General features: G+C 67.0%; 14 protein-coding genes. 11 read left to right on the top strand and 3 right to left on the bottom strand.

Features of this window, described 5'->3' with window-relative positions; all coding sequences use genetic code 11:
- The first annotated feature begins 14 nt into the window (after positions 1 to 14).
- The 4 genes from ligA (at position 15) to AC1DDG_RS03200 (ending at position 4,152) form a co-directional block, all read left to right on the top strand.
- Positions 15 to 2,258, top strand: a complete 2,244-nt coding sequence (gene ligA / locus AC1DDG_RS03215) for an NAD-dependent DNA ligase LigA (protein WP_476875020.1) — start codon at positions 15 to 17, stop codon at positions 2,256 to 2,258.
- A complete protein-coding gene (locus tag AC1DDG_RS03210) occupies positions 2,255 to 3,076 on the top strand; it encodes an inositol monophosphatase family protein (protein WP_476874923.1) in 822 nt (273 codons plus the stop codon). Before ligA ends, AC1DDG_RS03210 begins: the two co-directional genes overlap by 4 nt.
- A 98-nt stretch (positions 3,077 to 3,174) precedes the next feature.
- Positions 3,175 to 3,678 carry a GNAT family N-acetyltransferase gene (locus AC1DDG_RS03205; RefSeq protein ID WP_476874922.1) on the top strand — a complete coding sequence of 168 codons (504 nt, stop codon included), beginning with the start codon at positions 3,175 to 3,177 and terminating at the stop codon, positions 3,676 to 3,678.
- A gap of 90 nt (positions 3,679 to 3,768) precedes the next feature.
- Positions 3,769 to 4,152, top strand: a complete 384-nt coding sequence (locus AC1DDG_RS03200; protein WP_476874921.1) for a RidA family protein — start codon at positions 3,769 to 3,771, stop codon at positions 4,150 to 4,152.
- Positions 4,153 to 4,196: 44 nt separating this feature from the next.
- Here AC1DDG_RS03200 and AC1DDG_RS03195 read toward each other — a convergent pair whose 3' ends face one another.
- Entirely contained in the window at positions 4,197 to 4,859 is a 663-nt protein-coding gene (locus tag AC1DDG_RS03195; RefSeq protein ID WP_476875019.1) for a response regulator, read from the bottom strand.
- A 7-nt stretch (positions 4,860 to 4,866) separates the two neighbouring features.
- Positions 4,867 to 6,618 carry a sensor histidine kinase gene (locus AC1DDG_RS03190; protein WP_476874920.1) on the bottom strand — a complete coding sequence of 584 codons (1,752 nt, stop codon included), beginning with the start codon at positions 6,616 to 6,618 and terminating at the stop codon, positions 4,867 to 4,869.
- Here AC1DDG_RS03190 and AC1DDG_RS03185 point away from each other — a divergent pair.
- From AC1DDG_RS03185 to AC1DDG_RS03165, 5 genes are all read left to right on the top strand, one after another.
- Complete coding sequence (locus tag AC1DDG_RS03185; protein WP_476874919.1) at positions 6,514 to 8,304, top strand: CitMHS family transporter; 1,791 nt, start codon at positions 6,514 to 6,516, stop codon at positions 8,302 to 8,304. The two genes, AC1DDG_RS03190 and AC1DDG_RS03185, sit on opposite strands and share 105 nt — an antisense overlap.
- Positions 8,305 to 8,449: 145 nt before the next feature.
- Entirely contained in the window at positions 8,450 to 8,746 is a 297-nt protein-coding gene (gatC, locus tag AC1DDG_RS03180) for an Asp-tRNA(Asn)/Glu-tRNA(Gln) amidotransferase subunit GatC (protein ID WP_141940678.1), read from the top strand.
- 6 nt (positions 8,747 to 8,752) lie between these two features.
- Complete coding sequence (gatA, locus tag AC1DDG_RS03175) at positions 8,753 to 10,333, top strand: Asp-tRNA(Asn)/Glu-tRNA(Gln) amidotransferase subunit GatA (RefSeq protein ID WP_476874918.1); 1,581 nt, start codon at positions 8,753 to 8,755, stop codon at positions 10,331 to 10,333.
- On the top strand, positions 10,333 to 11,838 hold the full coding sequence (gene gatB, locus AC1DDG_RS03170) for an Asp-tRNA(Asn)/Glu-tRNA(Gln) amidotransferase subunit GatB (protein WP_476874917.1): 1,506 nt from the start codon (positions 10,333 to 10,335) through the stop codon (positions 11,836 to 11,838). The genes gatA and gatB overlap by 1 nt, the downstream gene beginning before the upstream one ends.
- Positions 11,839 to 12,018: 180 nt before the next feature.
- A complete protein-coding gene (locus tag AC1DDG_RS03165; protein ID WP_476874916.1) occupies positions 12,019 to 12,732 on the top strand; it encodes a hypothetical protein in 714 nt (237 codons plus the stop codon).
- A 7-nt stretch (positions 12,733 to 12,739) separates the two neighbouring features.
- Here the strand turns inward: AC1DDG_RS03165 and AC1DDG_RS03160 are convergent, their stop codons facing one another.
- Positions 12,740 to 13,648: a LysR family transcriptional regulator gene (locus AC1DDG_RS03160; RefSeq protein ID WP_230118985.1), complete on the bottom strand. Its 909-nt coding sequence runs from the start codon at positions 13,646 to 13,648 to the stop codon at positions 12,740 to 12,742.
- 138 nt (positions 13,649 to 13,786) lie between these two features.
- Between AC1DDG_RS03160 and tdh the strand changes: the two genes are divergently transcribed.
- Together tdh and AC1DDG_RS03150 are read left to right on the top strand one after the other, a co-directional pair.
- Complete coding sequence (tdh, locus tag AC1DDG_RS03155) at positions 13,787 to 14,833, top strand: L-threonine 3-dehydrogenase (RefSeq protein ID WP_476874915.1); 1,047 nt, start codon at positions 13,787 to 13,789, stop codon at positions 14,831 to 14,833.
- A gap of 124 nt (positions 14,834 to 14,957) precedes the next feature.
- A complete protein-coding gene (locus AC1DDG_RS03150) occupies positions 14,958 to 16,154 on the top strand; it encodes a glycine C-acetyltransferase (RefSeq protein WP_476874914.1) in 1,197 nt (398 codons plus the stop codon).
- The last annotated feature ends 38 nt before the right edge of the window (positions 16,155 to 16,192 follow it).

Raw genomic sequence — 16,192 nt, 5'->3', positions numbered from 1 at the left:
CAGGTCCCGCAGACATGGCAGCATCCGGAACTGACCAGCTCGAGCCGGAAGCGATTCCGTCTGAGTCGGTCCGCGGCGAATACGAGAATCTGGCGGACCTCGTCAGGAAGTACCGGTTCGCCTACTACCAGGAGGACGAGCCGCTCGTCTCTGACGCGGAGTTCGACACCCTGTTCCGGCGGCTCGAGGAGCTGGAGGCGCTCCACCCGGAGCTGGTGGCCAACGACTCACCCACCCAGGAAGTGGGCGGGGAAGTGTCGGCGGCCTTTGCCGCCGTCGAACATCTGCAGCGGATGTACAGCCTCGAGGACGTCTTTTCCCTCGAGGAACTCGAAGCGTGGATCGCCAAGGCTGAGGCCGGGATCGCGAAGGTCGGCAATCATCAGGCCTCCTGGCTGACCGAGCTGAAAATTGACGGCCTCGCGGTCAATCTGCTGTACCGGGACGGAAAGCTGATTCGGGCCGCCACCCGCGGCGACGGCACCACGGGCGAGGACATCACGCACAATGTGCTGACCATCAAGGAAATCCCGCAGGAGCTCAGTGGCTCCGGCTTTCCCGCCGAGATGGAAGTGCGCGGTGAAGTTTTCATTCCGTCCAAGGCGTTTGCTGAGTTCAACGAGGCACTGATCGAGGCGGGAAAGGCCCCGCTCGCCAACCCGCGAAACGCCGCCGCAGGCTCACTCCGGCAGAAGGACCCCGCCGAGACAGCCAAACGGCCCCTGAAGATGTTCGTCCACGGTATCGGCGCCCGCGAAGGCCTCGCAGCAGCCAGCCAGTCCGAAACCTACAGGCAGCTGGAGGAGTGGGGACTGCCCGTCAGCCCCTACTTCGAAGTGCTCGGCGGCCTGGCAGACGTGCTGAAATTCATCTCCAGGTACGGTGACAAGCGGCACAGCCTGCTGCACGAGATCGACGGCATCGTGGTGAAGGTGGATGATTTCGCCACCCAGCGCGCCCTCGGCTACACCACCCGCGTCCCGCGCTGGGCCGTTGCCTACAAGTACCCGCCCGAGGAAGTGCACACCAAACTGCTGGACATCGCCGTCAACGTCGGACGTACCGGGCGTGTCACCCCGTACGGCGTAATGGTGCCGGTGAAGGTCGCCGGATCCACCGTGGAAATGGCCACGCTCCACAACCAGGATGTGGTCAAGGCCAAGGGCGTGAAGATCGGCGACATCGTGGTCCTCCGCAAGGCCGGCGACGTGATTCCGGAGATCGTGGGTCCCGTGCTGGCGCTGCGCGACCAGCAGGATCCGCCGGTGCGTGACTTCGTCATGCCCACGGAGTGCCCCTCCTGCGGCACCCGTCTTGCTCCGGCAAAGGAGGGCGACGTCGACATCCGCTGCCCCAACGCACGGTCCTGCCCGTCCCAGCTGCGCGAGCGGGTCTTCCACCTGGCTGGCCGCGGAGGCTTCGACATCGAGGCCCTGGGCTGGGAGGCCGCCATCGCCCTGACGCAGCCGACGGAACCGGAGGTCCCTCCGCTCACCACCGAAGCTGCCCTGTTCGATCTCACGCCGGAGGACCTCGCCCCGGTGAAGATCCGGCGCGAGAAGCGGTCCAAGGGCGTGGGCACGGGGGAGTACGAACTCGTCCCGTACTTCTACAGCAAGGGCACCGCGAAAACGCCGTCCAAGCCCACCGCCACCACGGACAAACTCTTCAAGGAACTCGAAAAGGCCAAGACCCAGCCTCTGTGGCGGGTGCTGGTGGCGCTCTCCATCCGGCATGTGGGGCCGCGGGCGTCCCGGGCGCTGGCCACGCATTTCGGCACCATGGACGCCATCCGGCAGGCCTCGGAAGACGAACTCGCCGGCGTGGACGGGGTGGGCCCCACCATCGCCGCGGCGCTCACGGAATGGTTTGCCGAGGACTGGCACGTGGAGATCATCGACCGCTGGGCGGCTGCCGGGGTGCGGATGGAAGATGAACGTGATGAATCCATGCCGCGCACCCTTGAGGGGCTGACGATCGTGGTGACGGGAACGCTGGAAGGCTTCAGCCGGGACGAGGCCAAGGAAGCCATCCTGGTCCGCGGCGGCAAGGCGGCCGGTTCGGTCTCGAAGAACACCAGTTACCTCGTTGCCGGAGAAAACGCCGGCACCAAAATGGACAAGGCCGAACAGCTGGGCGTTCCGGTCCTCGACGAGGACGGCTTCCGGGAGCTGCTGACCAACGGTCCGGCAGCCGGGGCTGCCGACGCGGAGGCCGTTCCCGAGGTCTCGGACGATGACGGAAACGGCCCGGAATGAGCCCTGATCCGAACGGGCTGCTTGACGTGGCCCAGGCGGCGGCCGCCGCTGGCGCCGCCGTCCTGTCCACCCGGGGCGGCGATTCCCTGGCGGACGGCGCTGTCAGCAACAAAGGCGAGGCGGGGGACTGGGTCACGGCGTTTGATGTGGCCGCCGAGAACGCTGTCTGCAGCGCCATCCGCGCGGCGCGTCCGCAGGACACCATCACCGGCGAGGAACACGGCACTACCCGCCCGGAGAATCCCAGCGGGCTCCGCTGGTCCATTGACCCGCTGGACGGCACCACCAACTTCATCCGCAACATCGTCTACTACGCCACCTCCGTGGCGGTGGCCGATGCCGACGGCGTCTGGCTGGCCGGCGTCGTCAACGCCCCGGCGCTGGGGCGCGTGTACTACGCCTCAAGGGGCCACGGCGCCTGGCTCGAACAGGGCGGCCACCGCGTCCAGCTCACCGGTCCAGTGTCCGGCCGTGCGGGCCAGATCCTGGCCACCGGATTTAGCTACGATCCCGCTGTCCGTGCGGAGCAGGCCGCGGCGCTGGGCGGGTTCATGGAGGGGTTCGCGGATGTGAGGCGGCTCGGTTCGGCGGCCCTGGACCTTTGCCTTGTGGCTGATGGCACGCACGATGCCTTCGGCGAGCGAGGCCTCAACGAACACGACTTTGCCGCCGGAGCCCTGATCGCCGAGGAAGCCGGCTGCTGGGTGCGGCGTCCCCGGCTGACCAGCCCGCTGAACGGCGGGCCATCGGATGACGAACGGTTGGCAGCGTGGACGTGCGCGGGAACGCTGGAGATGTCCGGCAAGTTTCCGCTCTGAGACGATGAGCCGGACGCCAGTTGCCCGCCAGTGATAGTTCGATCACGGAAACAGCTCTTTCGCGCTGCGCATCCGGCCGCTGGAACTAGCATTGACAGGTGCAGCCGCAGATCAATATCCGTCCAGCAGTCCCCGCCGATTACGAGGCGATAGCCCGGATCACCCGCGATTCCTATCTGGCGGCGGGATATTTCGACAGTGCCGATCACCCCTACATGCAGCAGATCCAGGACGTGGCCAGGCGGGCGGAGCAGGCCACCATCTGGGTGGCCGAACGGAATGGCCGGATTGTGGGGTCCGTGACGCTGGCCGTTGCGGGCGAGCCGTATGCGGACATCGCCCTCGGCGACGAACTCGAATTCCGGATGCTCGTGGTGGACCCGGCGGTGCAGCGCAGCGGCGCCGGTCAGGCCCTCGTGGGAGCGATCATCGAGCACGCGAGGTCGTTGGAAGGCATCAGCGGCGTGGCCCTGACCACCGGCGGGACGTGGGAGAGCGCCCACGGCCTGTACCGGAAGACCGGTTTCCGGCGGGTTCACGAGCGGGACTGGTTCGTGCCGGACACCGACATAAAACTGCTGGTTTTCCGGCTGGACGTCTAGCCGCCCTAGAGTGGTGCCGACTCATTTCCACGGCCCCGTTCACCGGCTGCGTATGCGCCGGCCGGCAGCGGCCCCAGTGAAAGGCGCACCATGCGCAAGACTTTCGGCACCGGTTCCGTCTGGGAACAGACCCTCGGCTACTCCCGCGCTGTCCAGGTGGATAACACGCTGTACATTTCCGCCACCGCCGCCAGCGGTGAGGACGGCATCGTCGGCACCGACTTCTACGAGCAGACCAGATACATCCTCCAGAAGCTGGAGACTGTCCTGGCCGACGCGGGCTTCGGCTTGGCCGACGTCGTGCAGTCCAAGCTGTACCTGACGGACATCAGCAAGTGGGAAGACGCGGGCAAGGCCCACGGCGAGGTCTTCGGTGACATCCGCCCCACGCTGTCCCTCGTGCACGTCCTGCCGTTCCTCGACCCGAAGATGCTCGTGGAGATCGAGCTCGTCGCGCAGAAGAGCGTTAACTAGCCACCACCACTCGGCTGAGACCTCTGTCGGCCGGGCGAGGTGGGTTATTGGGGCGGGAGGCCGTAGCGGTGTTCCGGGCGGCCGGTGGTTCCGTAGCGGAGCTGGATCTCGACGGCGCCGTCATCGGCGAGCGACGAAAGGTACCGCTGGGCGGTGGCCCGGGAAACACCCACCCGCCCGGCCACGTCCGCCGCGGAATACTGTTCGCCCGGGACCAGGGATTCCAGCACCGCCGCTTCGGTGGCGGAGCGCGGCCTGGCCGACGGCGAGACGTCCCCCGGAATCAGAGCGCGCTTGGCCCGCTCCACGGTGTCCTGATCCAAGGACCCGGGCTGGGAAAGGATACGCCGGTACCGGGCATAGGACCTCAGCTGCTGGGACAGGGACTCTGCGGTAAAGGGCTTCAGCAGGTACCCGAGGGCGCCGCGGCGGAATGCCGTCCGCAGCGAGGCGGCATCGGACGCCGCGCTCAGGATCATCGTGTCGACGTCCAGCTGGTGCAGCAGGTCCAGGCCGGAGGCGTCCGGCAGGTACACATCCAGCAGCACCAGGTCCGGACGCAGGCTGTGGATGGACTGCAGGGCCAGCGACGCCGAACCCGCCGGCGGCAGCGCCAGGAAGCCCGCCACCGAGTCCACGTAGGCGGCATGGAGCTTGGCAACATGGAAATCGTCATCCACGATCAGCACCCTGAAATCCTCAGACATCATCGTCCTATCCTTGCTCGTCACTCAATCGTTGCGCCGTTGTGGTGCCCGGCAGCGTCGCCATGAACACGGCGCCGGGCCCCCCGGCGGCCCCGGGCTCCAGCATCCTGACGTCGCCGCCGCGGCGCCGCGCCAGCTGGCGCGCCAAAGCCAGCCCCAGGCCCTGGCCGCCGCCCGCGCGTACCGGGCCGGCCGCCGTCGTAAATCCTTCCGCGAACACCGACTCCGGATCGGCGTCGCCCTGCAGCCCGTCGCCGGAATCGGCGACGACGATATGCAGCGTCCCGCCGTCGTCCGATGGTTCGTCCAGCAGCTCAAGCTCCACCCAGCGCTCGCCGGCTGAGCCGGCCACGGCCGCGTTGACCGCGTTGTCGATGAGGTTGCCCAGGACCGTGGTGACATCCTGCGGCTCCGTGACCTGGCCGCGCACCAGGGTTTCCGGCCCGATCCGGAGCGCAACGCCGCGTTCGTCCGCTTCCACGCCCTTCGCGCCGACAAATGCCTGAAGGTAGGGGTCCTGCAGCAGCTCGGCCTGTTCCACCGGGAATTTCAGCGGCCCGGTGGCGGCGAGGCGCTCCAGATACTCGCGCGCCTGCTGATGCTGGCCGATGCTGATGAAGCCGGCGATCGTGTGCAGCTGGTTGGCAAACTCGTGCCGCTGCGCCCGGAGCGCCGTGGACATTGTGCCAACGGCGTCGAGCTGGCGCGTCAGCTGCTGGAGCTCGGTGCGGTCGCGGAGCATGACCACCCAGCCAAGGTCCTCCTGACGGTGCAGGGCCTTGCGGGCACTCGCCACCAAAACCTGGCCGCCGGCCAGAAGCTCCACGGCTTCGCCCTCCCGGGCATCGGCCTCTGTGAGCGCCTTGAGCTGGGCCGGAACCGGGGCCGCCGACCACAGCGTTCCGGTCAGGTCGGGCTGGCCCAGGAGCCGCTGGGCCGCGGCATTGAAAACGCTGATGCGGCCCTCGGCGGAAACGCCCACCACGCCCTCGTCCACACCCTCCAGCACGGCCACCTGGTCATGCACCAGGGTGCTGATTTCCTCAGGTTCCAGGCCAAGTGTGAGCCGCTGCAGCCGGCGACGGAGGAGGAATGACGCCAGGACTCCAGCCAAGAGGGCGCCGGCCGCCGTGACGGCGATGGGCACGATGTCCCGGGCAAGGCTCTGGCCGATGGTCTCGGTGGAATAGCCCACGCTGACCTCGCCGACGACGGTTTGGGGTGCGACGCTGGAACCGGCCGGGGAACCGGCCTCGGAGCCAGGCGAGCCAGGCGGGTCGGGCGCGAAAACCGGCACCTTGGCACCCGCCGAGGGTCCCAGTGTCCCGGTGTTGCGGGTGGTGACCTCACGTCCGGCCAGCGCCTCCGACGGATCAGTACTCACCCGCTCGCCCAGCCGCTCGGCGTCGGGATGGGCCAGCCGGATCCCGGTTTCGTCAGTGATCACCACGAACAGGGCGCCGGTCCGGGTGCGCGCCCCTTCGGCCGCCGCCATCAGCGGACCGGCAAGCAGTTCGGCCCGCGGGGGAGTGCCCGCCTGCCGGCTGATGGCCTGCACCTCGGCGCGGACCGAGGGATCCGAGGCCACCGTCCGGGCCAGCGTGAGCGCCTGGTTCTCCGCCTCGCGGCCCAGGCGTTCGAACGTCAGCCAGGCATGGACGGCGCCGCTGAGGAGCACCACCAGGAGCACCACGCCCAGCTGCAACAGCAGCGTCTGCGTGGAGAACCTGAGCGGCAGCCGTCGGGTCGTTCTGGCCATGGCGCTCCTCCTTCGGGCGGTCTTTCCGGCCCGTGGGGCCGGGCAGACGGGGTTGTGCGCAGGCCTTCGGACGCCCGTGAGCAAAATGCGCAAAATGCTCCCAATAAGCAGTATGCCAATCAATTGAGCCAAAGGCACTGCCGTGACCCGCGCCACTCTAACGTCTGTAGTGCGCATCACATCGAGGTGGTGCCAATCATCAAGAAGGAGCCGGCTGTGCTGGTATTACTTGGATTCGCCATGATCGCGGTATTCATGGTGCTGATCATGACGAAGAAGTTGACGCCAGTGCTGGCGTTGATCATTGTCCCCACCATTTTCGGTCTTTTCGCAGGCGCAGGCCTCGGCATCGGTGACATGGTCATGGACTCAATGAAGTCCATGACCTCCACTGCCGCCCTGCTCATGTTCGCCATCATCTACTTCGGCCTGATGATCGACGTCGGGCTGTTCGATCCGCTGGTCCGGTTCATCCTGCGCAAGCTCGGCAATGATCCCGCCAAGGTTGTTCTCGGCACCGCTATGCTCGCGGCCGCAGTCTCCCTCGACGGCGACGGCTCCACCACCTTCATCCTCACCACGGCAGCCATGCTGCCCATCTACCTCCGGCTGAAGATGAGCCCCGTTGTCCTCACCTGCGTGGCTGGCCTGGCTAACGGCACCATGAACATCCTGCCGTGGGGCGGCCCCACCGCCCGCGCTGCCACCGCGCTCAAGCTCGACGTCAACGACGTCTTCGTTCCCATGATCCCCTCGCTGATCGCCGGCCTGGTTGTTGTCCTCGTCTTCTCCTGGCTGCTCGGCCTGCAGGAACGTAACCGCCTCCGCGCCACGGCGCCGGAAATCTGGTCCGTGCCGGACACCGCCGACGCGTTCGACGGCGGAACGTCCGGCGGCGGTTCGGGAACCGGCCGCGGACGCAAGGGCACCGGAACCGCCCCTGTCCCCGCAACGGGAGGCCCCGCCGTCGGCGGCTCCTCCGTGGCTGTCCTGGAGCGCACCGAGACGCTCGCCGACAGCGACACCGGTCTCACGGACACGGCACTGGACCCCAACCGCAAGACCCTCCGGCCCAAGCTGCAGTGGTTCAACCTGGGCCTCACTGTCGCCGTGATGGTCATGCTCGTGGCCGACCTCGTGCCGCTGCCGTTCGTCTTCATGGTGGGCTCCGCCATCGCCCTGCTGGTGAACTTCCCCAAGGTCAAGGACCAGGGCGCCCAGCTCGTGGCGCATGCACCTTCCATCGTCGCCGTGGTGAGCATGGTCATGGCCGCGGCTGTCCTGACCGGTGTGCTCAAGGGCACCGGCATGGTAGAGGCCATGTCAGCCTGGCTCGTGGCCATCATCCCTTCCGACATGGGCCCGTTCATGGCAGTCATCACCGGCATCCTCAGCATCCCCATGACGTTCTTCATGAGCAACGACGCCTTCTACTTCGGCGTTCTTCCGGTCCTGAGCGAGACCGCCGCCCACTACGGCGTCAGCGCCGCGGAAATGGCCCGGGCCTCCATTACCGGCCAGCCGTTCCACCTGCAGAGCCCGCTGGTTCCCGCCATCCTGCTGCTCGTTTCGCTCGCCAAGGTGGACCTGGGCGACCACCACAAGAAAGTCCTGTGGCGGACCGCAGTCATCTCGCTCGTCATGCTCGGCGTCGGGATGCTGACCGGAGCCATCGGCGTCGGCTAGCAAACCAAACACCCGCACCAAGCAACGCGGGGTCACTTACGGCCCATTCCGGACCTCCGGATGGGCCGTAAGTGACCCCGCGTTGTTCGTCGTCCAACCCACGTAGACTGGTTCGGAAAACAATCCGAACTTGCAGGGGAGATCCATGGCTGCGATCAACCGTGACGACGTCGCGCACCTCGCGCGGCTCGCGCACATTGAGATGAGTGCTGAAGAGCTGGACAGGATGGCCGGCGAACTCGCCGTCATCGTAGATTCGGTGAAGTCCGTAAGTGAAGCCGCCGGTGATGACGTTCCGGCCACCTCGCACCCGATTCCGCTGACCAACGTGTTCCGAGAAGACGTCGTGGGGCACACGTTCACGGCCGAGCAGGCACTCTCCGGCGCTCCGGATTCCGATGAGAACCGTTTCAAGGTCCCGGCAATCCTGGATGAGGCATAAAAGAACATGACTGAAACCAACAGCAACCAGCTGATCCGCCTCTCCGCCGCCCAGCTGGCCGCAAAGCTTGCCGCCCGCGAAGTCACCGCCGTCGCAGTGGTGCAGGCCCACCTTGACCGCATCGCCGCCGTCGACGGCGGCGACCGCGGCGTCCACGCGTTCCTGCACGTCAACGCGGAAGAGGCCCTCGCCGTCGCCGCCGAGGTGGACGCCATCCGCGCCGCCGGCGGTGCCGCCGCCGAGGAGCTGCACGAACTCGCCGGCGTCCCCATCGCCGTGAAGGACCTCATCGTCACGGTCGGCCAGCCCACCACAGCCGGCTCCAAGATCCTCGAAGGCTGGCACAGCCCCTACGACGCCACAGTCGTGCAGAAGCTCCGCGCCGCGAAGATGCCCATCCTGGGAAAGACCAACCTGGACGAATTCGCCATGGGCTCCTCCACGGAGCACTCGGCGTACGGCCCCACCCGCAACCCGTGGGACCTGGACCGCATCCCCGGCGGCTCCGGCGGAGGTTCGGCAGCCGCCGTCGCCGCCTTCGAAGCGCCGCTGGCCCTCGGCACCGACACCGGCGGATCCATCCGCCAGCCGGGCGCCGTCACCGGAACCGTGGGCGTGAAGCCCACCTACGGCGGCGTCTCGCGCTACGGTGCCATCGCCATGGCGTCCTCCCTGGACCAGATCGGCCCCGTCTCCCGCACCGTCCTGGACTCGGCGCTGCTGCACCAGGTCATCGGCGGCCACGATCCGAGAGACTCCACCTCGCTGGCTGACCCGCTTGCGGACCTCGCAGCCGCGGCCCGGCTGGGCAACGTGGACGGCATGAAGATCGGCATCATCAAGGAACTCCACGGCGAGGGCTACCAGGCCGGCGTCGAGAACCGCTTCAATGAATCGCTCGAGCTGCTCAAGCAGGCCGGCGCGGAAATCGTTGAGGTCTCCTGCCCCAACTTCAAGTACGCCCTCGGCGCCTACTACCTGATCATGCCATCCGAGGCATCCTCTAACCTGGCCAAGTTCGACGGCGTCCGGTACGGGCTGCGCGTCCTCCCCGAGGACCCGCCGCTGACCATTGAGCGCGTCATGGCCGCCACCCGCGCCGCCGGCTTCGGCGACGAAGTCAAGCGGCGCATCATCCTGGGCACCTACGCCTTGAGCGCCGGCTACTACGACGCCTACTACGGCTCCGCGCAGAAGGTCCGCACGCTCATCCAGCGCGACTTCGACGCCGCCTTCACCAAGGCCGACGTCCTGATTTCCCCGACCGCCCCCACCACGGCGTTCAAACTGGGCGAGAAGCTGGACGACCCCCTGGCCATGTACCTCAACGACGTCGCCACCATCCCGGCCAACATGGCCGGCGTCCCGGGGCTGTCGCTGCCCGGCGGCCTGGCGGACGAGGACGGGCTGCCCGTGGGCATCCAGCTTCTGGCGCCGGCCCGTGAGGACGCCCGCCTGTACCGCGTGGGTGCGGTCCTGGAATCGCTGCTGGAAGAGAAGTGGGGCGGTCCTCTCCTGGACCGTGCTCCTTCGCTGCCGGCACCCGCACTCGCTGAGACTGTTCCGAGCCACGGAGGTTCACACTGATGTCTGACGCAACCCTGAGCTTCGAAGAGGCCATGGAGAAGTACGATCCCGTCCTGGGGTTCGAGGTCCACGTGGAACTGAACACCAAGACCAAGATGTTCTCCTCCGCCCCGAACGTCTTCGGCGACGAGCCCAACACCAACGTCAACGAGGTGGACCTGGGGATGCCCGGCGTCCTGCCGGTGCTGAACAGGACGGCGGTGGAGTCCTCCATCAAGATCGGCCTCGCGCTGAACTGCAAGATCGCCGAAAACTGCCGCTTCGCCCGGAAGAACTACTTCTACCCGGACACTCCGAAGAACTTCCAGACGTCCCAGTACGACGAGCCCATCGCCTACGACGGCTACCTGGACATCGAGCTCTCCGACGGCACCGTCTTCCGCGTCGAGATTGAACGGGCGCACATGGAAGAGGACGCCGGCAAACTGACGCACCTCGGCGGTTCCGCGGGACGCATCCAGGGCGCCGACTACTCCCTCGTGGACTACAACCGCGCGGGTGTTCCGCTCGTGGAGATCGTCACCAAGCCGATTGAAGGCGCCGGGTCCCGCGCCCCCGAACTGGCCAAGGCCTATGTTGCCGCGGTCCGCGAGATCGTCAAGAACCTCGGCGTCTCGGACGCCAAGATGGAACGCGGCAACGTCCGCTGCGACGCCAACGTCTCCCTCCGCCCGCACGGACGCGAACGCTTCGGTATCCGCTCCGAGACCAAAAACGTGAACTCGCTGCGCGCCGTCGAACATGCCGTCCGCTACGAGATCCAGCGGCACGCAGCCGTCCTGGACTCCGGCGAGCCCGTAATCCAGGAGACCCGCCACTGGCACGAGGACACCCGCACCACCACCTCCGGCCGTGCAAAGTCCGACGCCGATGACTACCGCTACTTCCCGGAGCCTGACCTCGTTCCTGTGGTTGCCTCGCGGGAATGGGTGGAGGAGCTGCGCGCCACGCTGCCCGAGCCGCCGGCCACCCGCCGCAAGCGGCTGCAGGCCGACTGGGGTTACTCGGACCTCGAGTTCCGCGACGTGGTCAACGCCGGCGTCATGGACGAGATCGAGGAAACCATCGCCGCCGGCGCCACGGCTTCCGTGGCCCGCAAATGGTGGATGGGCGAGATCGTGGGCCGCGCCAAGAACGCCGACGTCGACCCCGGCCAGCTGGGCGTCTCACCGGCCACCATTGTTGAGCTGAGCAAGATGGTGGACGACGGCAAGATCAACAACAAGATGGCCACCGAGGTGCTTGACGGCGTGCTCGCCGGTGACGGCACACCCGCCGAAATCGTCGAAAAGCGCGGCCTGGCCGTGGTGTCCGACGACGGGCCGCTCCTGGAAGCCATCGATGCTGCCCTCGCCGCGCAGCCCGACGTCGCAGACAAGATCCGCGCCGGCAAGTTACAGGCCATCGGCGCCATCGTGGGTGGCGTCATGAAGGCCACCCGCGGCCAGGCCGACGCCGGCCGCGTCCGCGAGCTGATCCTCGAGAAGCTGGGCGTCAGCGCCTGAGTTTCCACCCGACTGGGTCGCAGTTATCGTCGTTTTGAGCCGTCAAAACGACACCGACTGCGACCCAGTTGGGGGTTAACGGGGCGGTGGCGTCCATGTTCTCCATAAGGTCGCGGCCATAAACTGCGGGCTCAGGCTCAGGGCGTCACCGCGCCCTGCCGGTCCCTCGGGAGGATGCGCATGCCGGTTCAACAGACCAACAAAGTACGCCGGGCCAACAAAGTACGCCGGGCCAACAAAGTACGCCGGGCCCTGCTGGCGGGCGCCGTGGTGCTTGCCCTGAGCGGGGCCGGCGCCGCCGTCGTGTGGGCTGCGGGCGTGCCGGTAGCACCGTCCCAGGCAACGGCCTCGGAACCGACGTCGTCGGCAACGGCAACGGCAACGGCAACCAACCGGGCGCAGGCAGCTGCATTGCCGGGTGCCTCTTCGCCATCCGCGGCGTCTGCTGCAGTCTCGAAGGATGCGGGCACGGCGAAGGAAAAAGGCCGTGCCCGGGAGCTGCACGGCGAAAGTGTGGTCAGGAAAAGCGACGGAAGCCTGGAGTCCCGGGTGACGCAGTTCGGCACCCTTGACTCGGCCGGTGATTCGTCCATCACCGTCAAGAGCGAGGACGGTTTCAGCCAGAGTTACGCCATCATCGCTGACACCAGGACCTTCAGGTTGCCCAAGGCGGCGGCGGACGGCACCGCCCCCAAAGATAGCGCCGGCAAGCTCATCAAGCCCTCCGCCGCCACCGTTTCGGATCTCAAGCCGGGGGACGCAGTGCTCATCAAGGGCATCAGGAATGGTGAGGACCTCACCGCGATTACGGTGGTTGCGGGTCCCTCCGCCGCCAAGGGACTCGGCCAAGGTAAAGGCAACGGAAAGGCCAGCGGCAACGGCAAGCGCAAGTGAGCAGCCGTCAGTCGTGGACGAGGCTGGCCATGATGTCCTCCAACGCCTCGCAGACCAGCCGGACCGAAGCGCGCTTGAGGTTCTCGGGCCTTGCAAGGATGTCGATCCTGCGGCGGGTGCTGATGCCCCTGAGCGGCCGCAGCACGATGTCGGGGCTCAGCACGGGGCGCGCGGTGTGCCTGGGCAGCAGCCCGATCACGCCGCCCGCTGCCACCAGGGCCGCCACGGTGGAGTAGTCGTTGATCCGGTGGACGATGTTCAGCTCCCGGCTGGAGACGGCGGCGACGGCGGACAGCACATCCGCGGGGGAGTAGCCCGTGCGGCTGGTCACCCAGGGTTCGCCGACGACGTCGTCCGTTTCCAGCGACACCTGGGCAGCGAGCCGGTGCCCGGCCGGGAGCGCCACGTCAAGAGGCTCATGCGCCAGCGGTATCACCGCCACCCGCTCCTCCGGCCAGCGCGGGCTGTGGTCCATGCGGTGCGCCAGCACCAGGTCGTACCGCGCCGTCAGCGCGGGGAAGTCCTGTTGGGCCACGTCCTCGTCAAACAGCTGCACCTTCGGCTTGCCGGGTCCGTCCAGGAGCCGCGCGAGCGGCGCGAACAGCGCCTGTCCGGCGCTGTGGAACCCGCTGACCGTCACCGGCGCCACCGTGGACCCGTGGTAGGCGCCGATCGCCATGCGGGCGTCGGCCATGGCGCTGACGACGGCGGCCCCGGCGTCCGCCAGCACCTGGCCCGCCTCCGTGAGGACCAGGTTCCGGCCCTCCTTGCGAGTGAGAGGAACCTCGACGCTCTTTTGCAGCTGTGCCAGCTGCTGTGAGACGGCCGACGGCGTGACCAGCAGCGTGTCGGCCACGGCCTTGACGCTTCCCAGTGCCCCGAGTTCGCGCAGCATCTCAAGCTGGTGGATCTCCATGGATCCCATCCTATGCCTTAGCAACTACTAAATCGTCGATTGAGAAAAATCCCCTTGTGCTAATGCGTTGGAGTGACTCTAATGAAGGGAGACCCCGCCCGCATGCCGCTGCCGCGCATGCCAAAAGTTAGGAAGCCAATGAAGGCTCTGTTCAAGGCCGGCGCACACGCCGGATTCGAGCTCGTCGACCGCCCGGAGCCTGAAGCCGGCCCCGGCGACGTCAAGATCCGCGTCATCACCACGGGCATCTGCGGCACCGACCTGCACATCCAGTCCTGGGACGCCTGGGCCCAGGGCATCATCCAGGCACCGCTCATCGCAGGGCACGAGTTCTACGGCGAGGTTGTGGAGACCGGAGAGGACGTCCGGGACGTCAAGGTGGGCGACCGGGTCTCCGGCGAGGGCCACATCGTCTGCGGAATTTGCCGCAACTGCCGCGCCGGCCGCCGCCAGATGTGCATCCACACCGTGAGCGTGGGCGTACAGCGGGACGGGGCGTTCGCCGAATACGTCGTTATCCCGGAAACCAATGTCTGGGTCCACCAGGATCCTTCCGTGACGCCGGAGCTCGGCGCCATCTTCGACCCCTTCGGCAACGCCGTGCACACAGCACTGAGCTTTCCACTCGTAGGCGAGGACGTGCTGATCACCGGCGCCGGGCCCATCGGGCTCATGGCCATCGCCGTGGCGCGCCACGCCGGGGCGCGCAAGATCGCCATCACCGATGTGTCGGCGCCGCGGCTGGAACTAGCCCGCCAGCTCGGCGTTGACCTGGCCATCGACGTCTCCAGGACGCGTGTCCGCGAGGCGCAGCGCGAACTGGGCATGCGCGAAGGCTTCGACATCGGGCTGGAAATGTCCGGTCACCCCACCGCCCTGCCGGAGATGATCGACAACATGAACCACGGCGGCCGCATCGCCATGCTGGGCCTCCCCAGCCAGTCCATCGACATCGACTGGGGCAAGGTGGTCACGCATATGCTGACCCTGAAAGGGATCTACGGCCGCGAAATGTTCGAGACCTGGTACGCCATGAGCGCCATGCTGTCCTCCAACCCGACGCTGCACGCCAACATCTCCGCCGTAGTCACGGACGTACTGCCGGCAGCGCAGTGGGAGAAGGGCTTCGAAATTGCCCGCGCAGGAGTCGGAGGCAAGGTTGTGCTCGACTGGGTTGAAATGTGACCAGCGCCGAAGTCTAACCAGCGCTGAAGTATAACCAGCGCTGAGCACCAGCAACGACCCGACCCGAGACACTCCCACCCCCAGCATCAAGACACCAGACTTTCAACGAGCCGAGGAGCACACCGTGTATTCAGCAATCAAGGACCAGCTGCGCAGCGAACTGGAGGAGATCCGCGAGGCCGGCCTCTATAAGACCGAGCGCCACATCGACTCCGCCCAGGCCAGCCACATCACGGCCGGCCAGATCGGGCAAGCGGGGTCACCCGTGCTGAACTTCTGCGCCAACAACTACCTGGGCCTGGCGGACCACCCGGACATTATCGCCGCGGCCAAGTCCGCCATGGACGAGCGCGGGTTCGGCATGGCCAGCGTCCGGTTTATCTGCGGCACCCAGGACCTCCACCTGCAGCTTGAAGCCCGCGTGTCGAAGTTCCTTGGCACCGAGGACACCATCCTGTTCTCCAGCTGCTTCGACGCCAACGGCGGCGTTTTCGAATCGCTGTTCGGCCCGGAAGACGCCGTCATCTCCGATGCACTGAACCACGCCTCGATCATCGACGGCATCCGGCTCTGCAAGGCGCAGCGCTTCCGCTACGCCAACCAGGACATGGCAGACCTTGAGGCGAAACTCATCGAGGCGAAGGACACCCGCCGGAAAATAATCGTCACGGACGGCGTCTTCTCCATGGACGGCTACCTTGCGCCGCTGGAGGCCATCTGCGACCTCGCCGAAAAGCACGATGCCCTGGTGATGGTGGATGACTCCCACGCTGTGGGCTTCATGGGCGCCACCGGAGCGGGAACCCCGGAACACGCCGGTGTGTCTGACCGGGTGGACATCTATACCGGCACGTTCGGCAAGGCACTCGGCGGCGCCTCGGGCGGCTACGTCTCCGGCCGCAGCGAAGTGGTGGCGATGCTCAGGCAGAAAGCCCGCCCGTACCTGTTCTCCAACTCCCTGGCCCCGGCCATCGTTTCGGCCACCATCAAGGCACTGGACCTTGTGGAGACCTCCGGTGAGCTGCGGACCCGGCTGTTCGAGAACGCGGAACTGTTCCGCCGCCGCATGACGGAGGAGGGTTTTGACCTGCTCGACGGTGAACACGCGATCGTTCCGGTGATGTTCGGCGATGCCGTCGTTGCAGCAAAAGTGGCCGACCAGATGCTGCAGAACGGCGTCTTCGTTACGGCCTTCAGCTTCCCGGTGGTGCCGCGCGGCGCGGCCCGCATCCGCGTGCAGCTGTCCGCGGCGCACAGCGCCGACGACGTCGAAACCTGCGTGCGGGCGTTCGTCAAGAGCCGGAACGCCGTCGCCGCCTAGCATCTGCAAGGGTGCCTATCATCTGCAAGGATGTAGCC

The sequence above is a fragment of the Arthrobacter sp. 10L430 genome (genome assembly GCF_056395245.1).
Note: the sequence above shows the minus strand (reverse complement) of the source record. Positions and strands in the feature narration are given on the sequence as shown.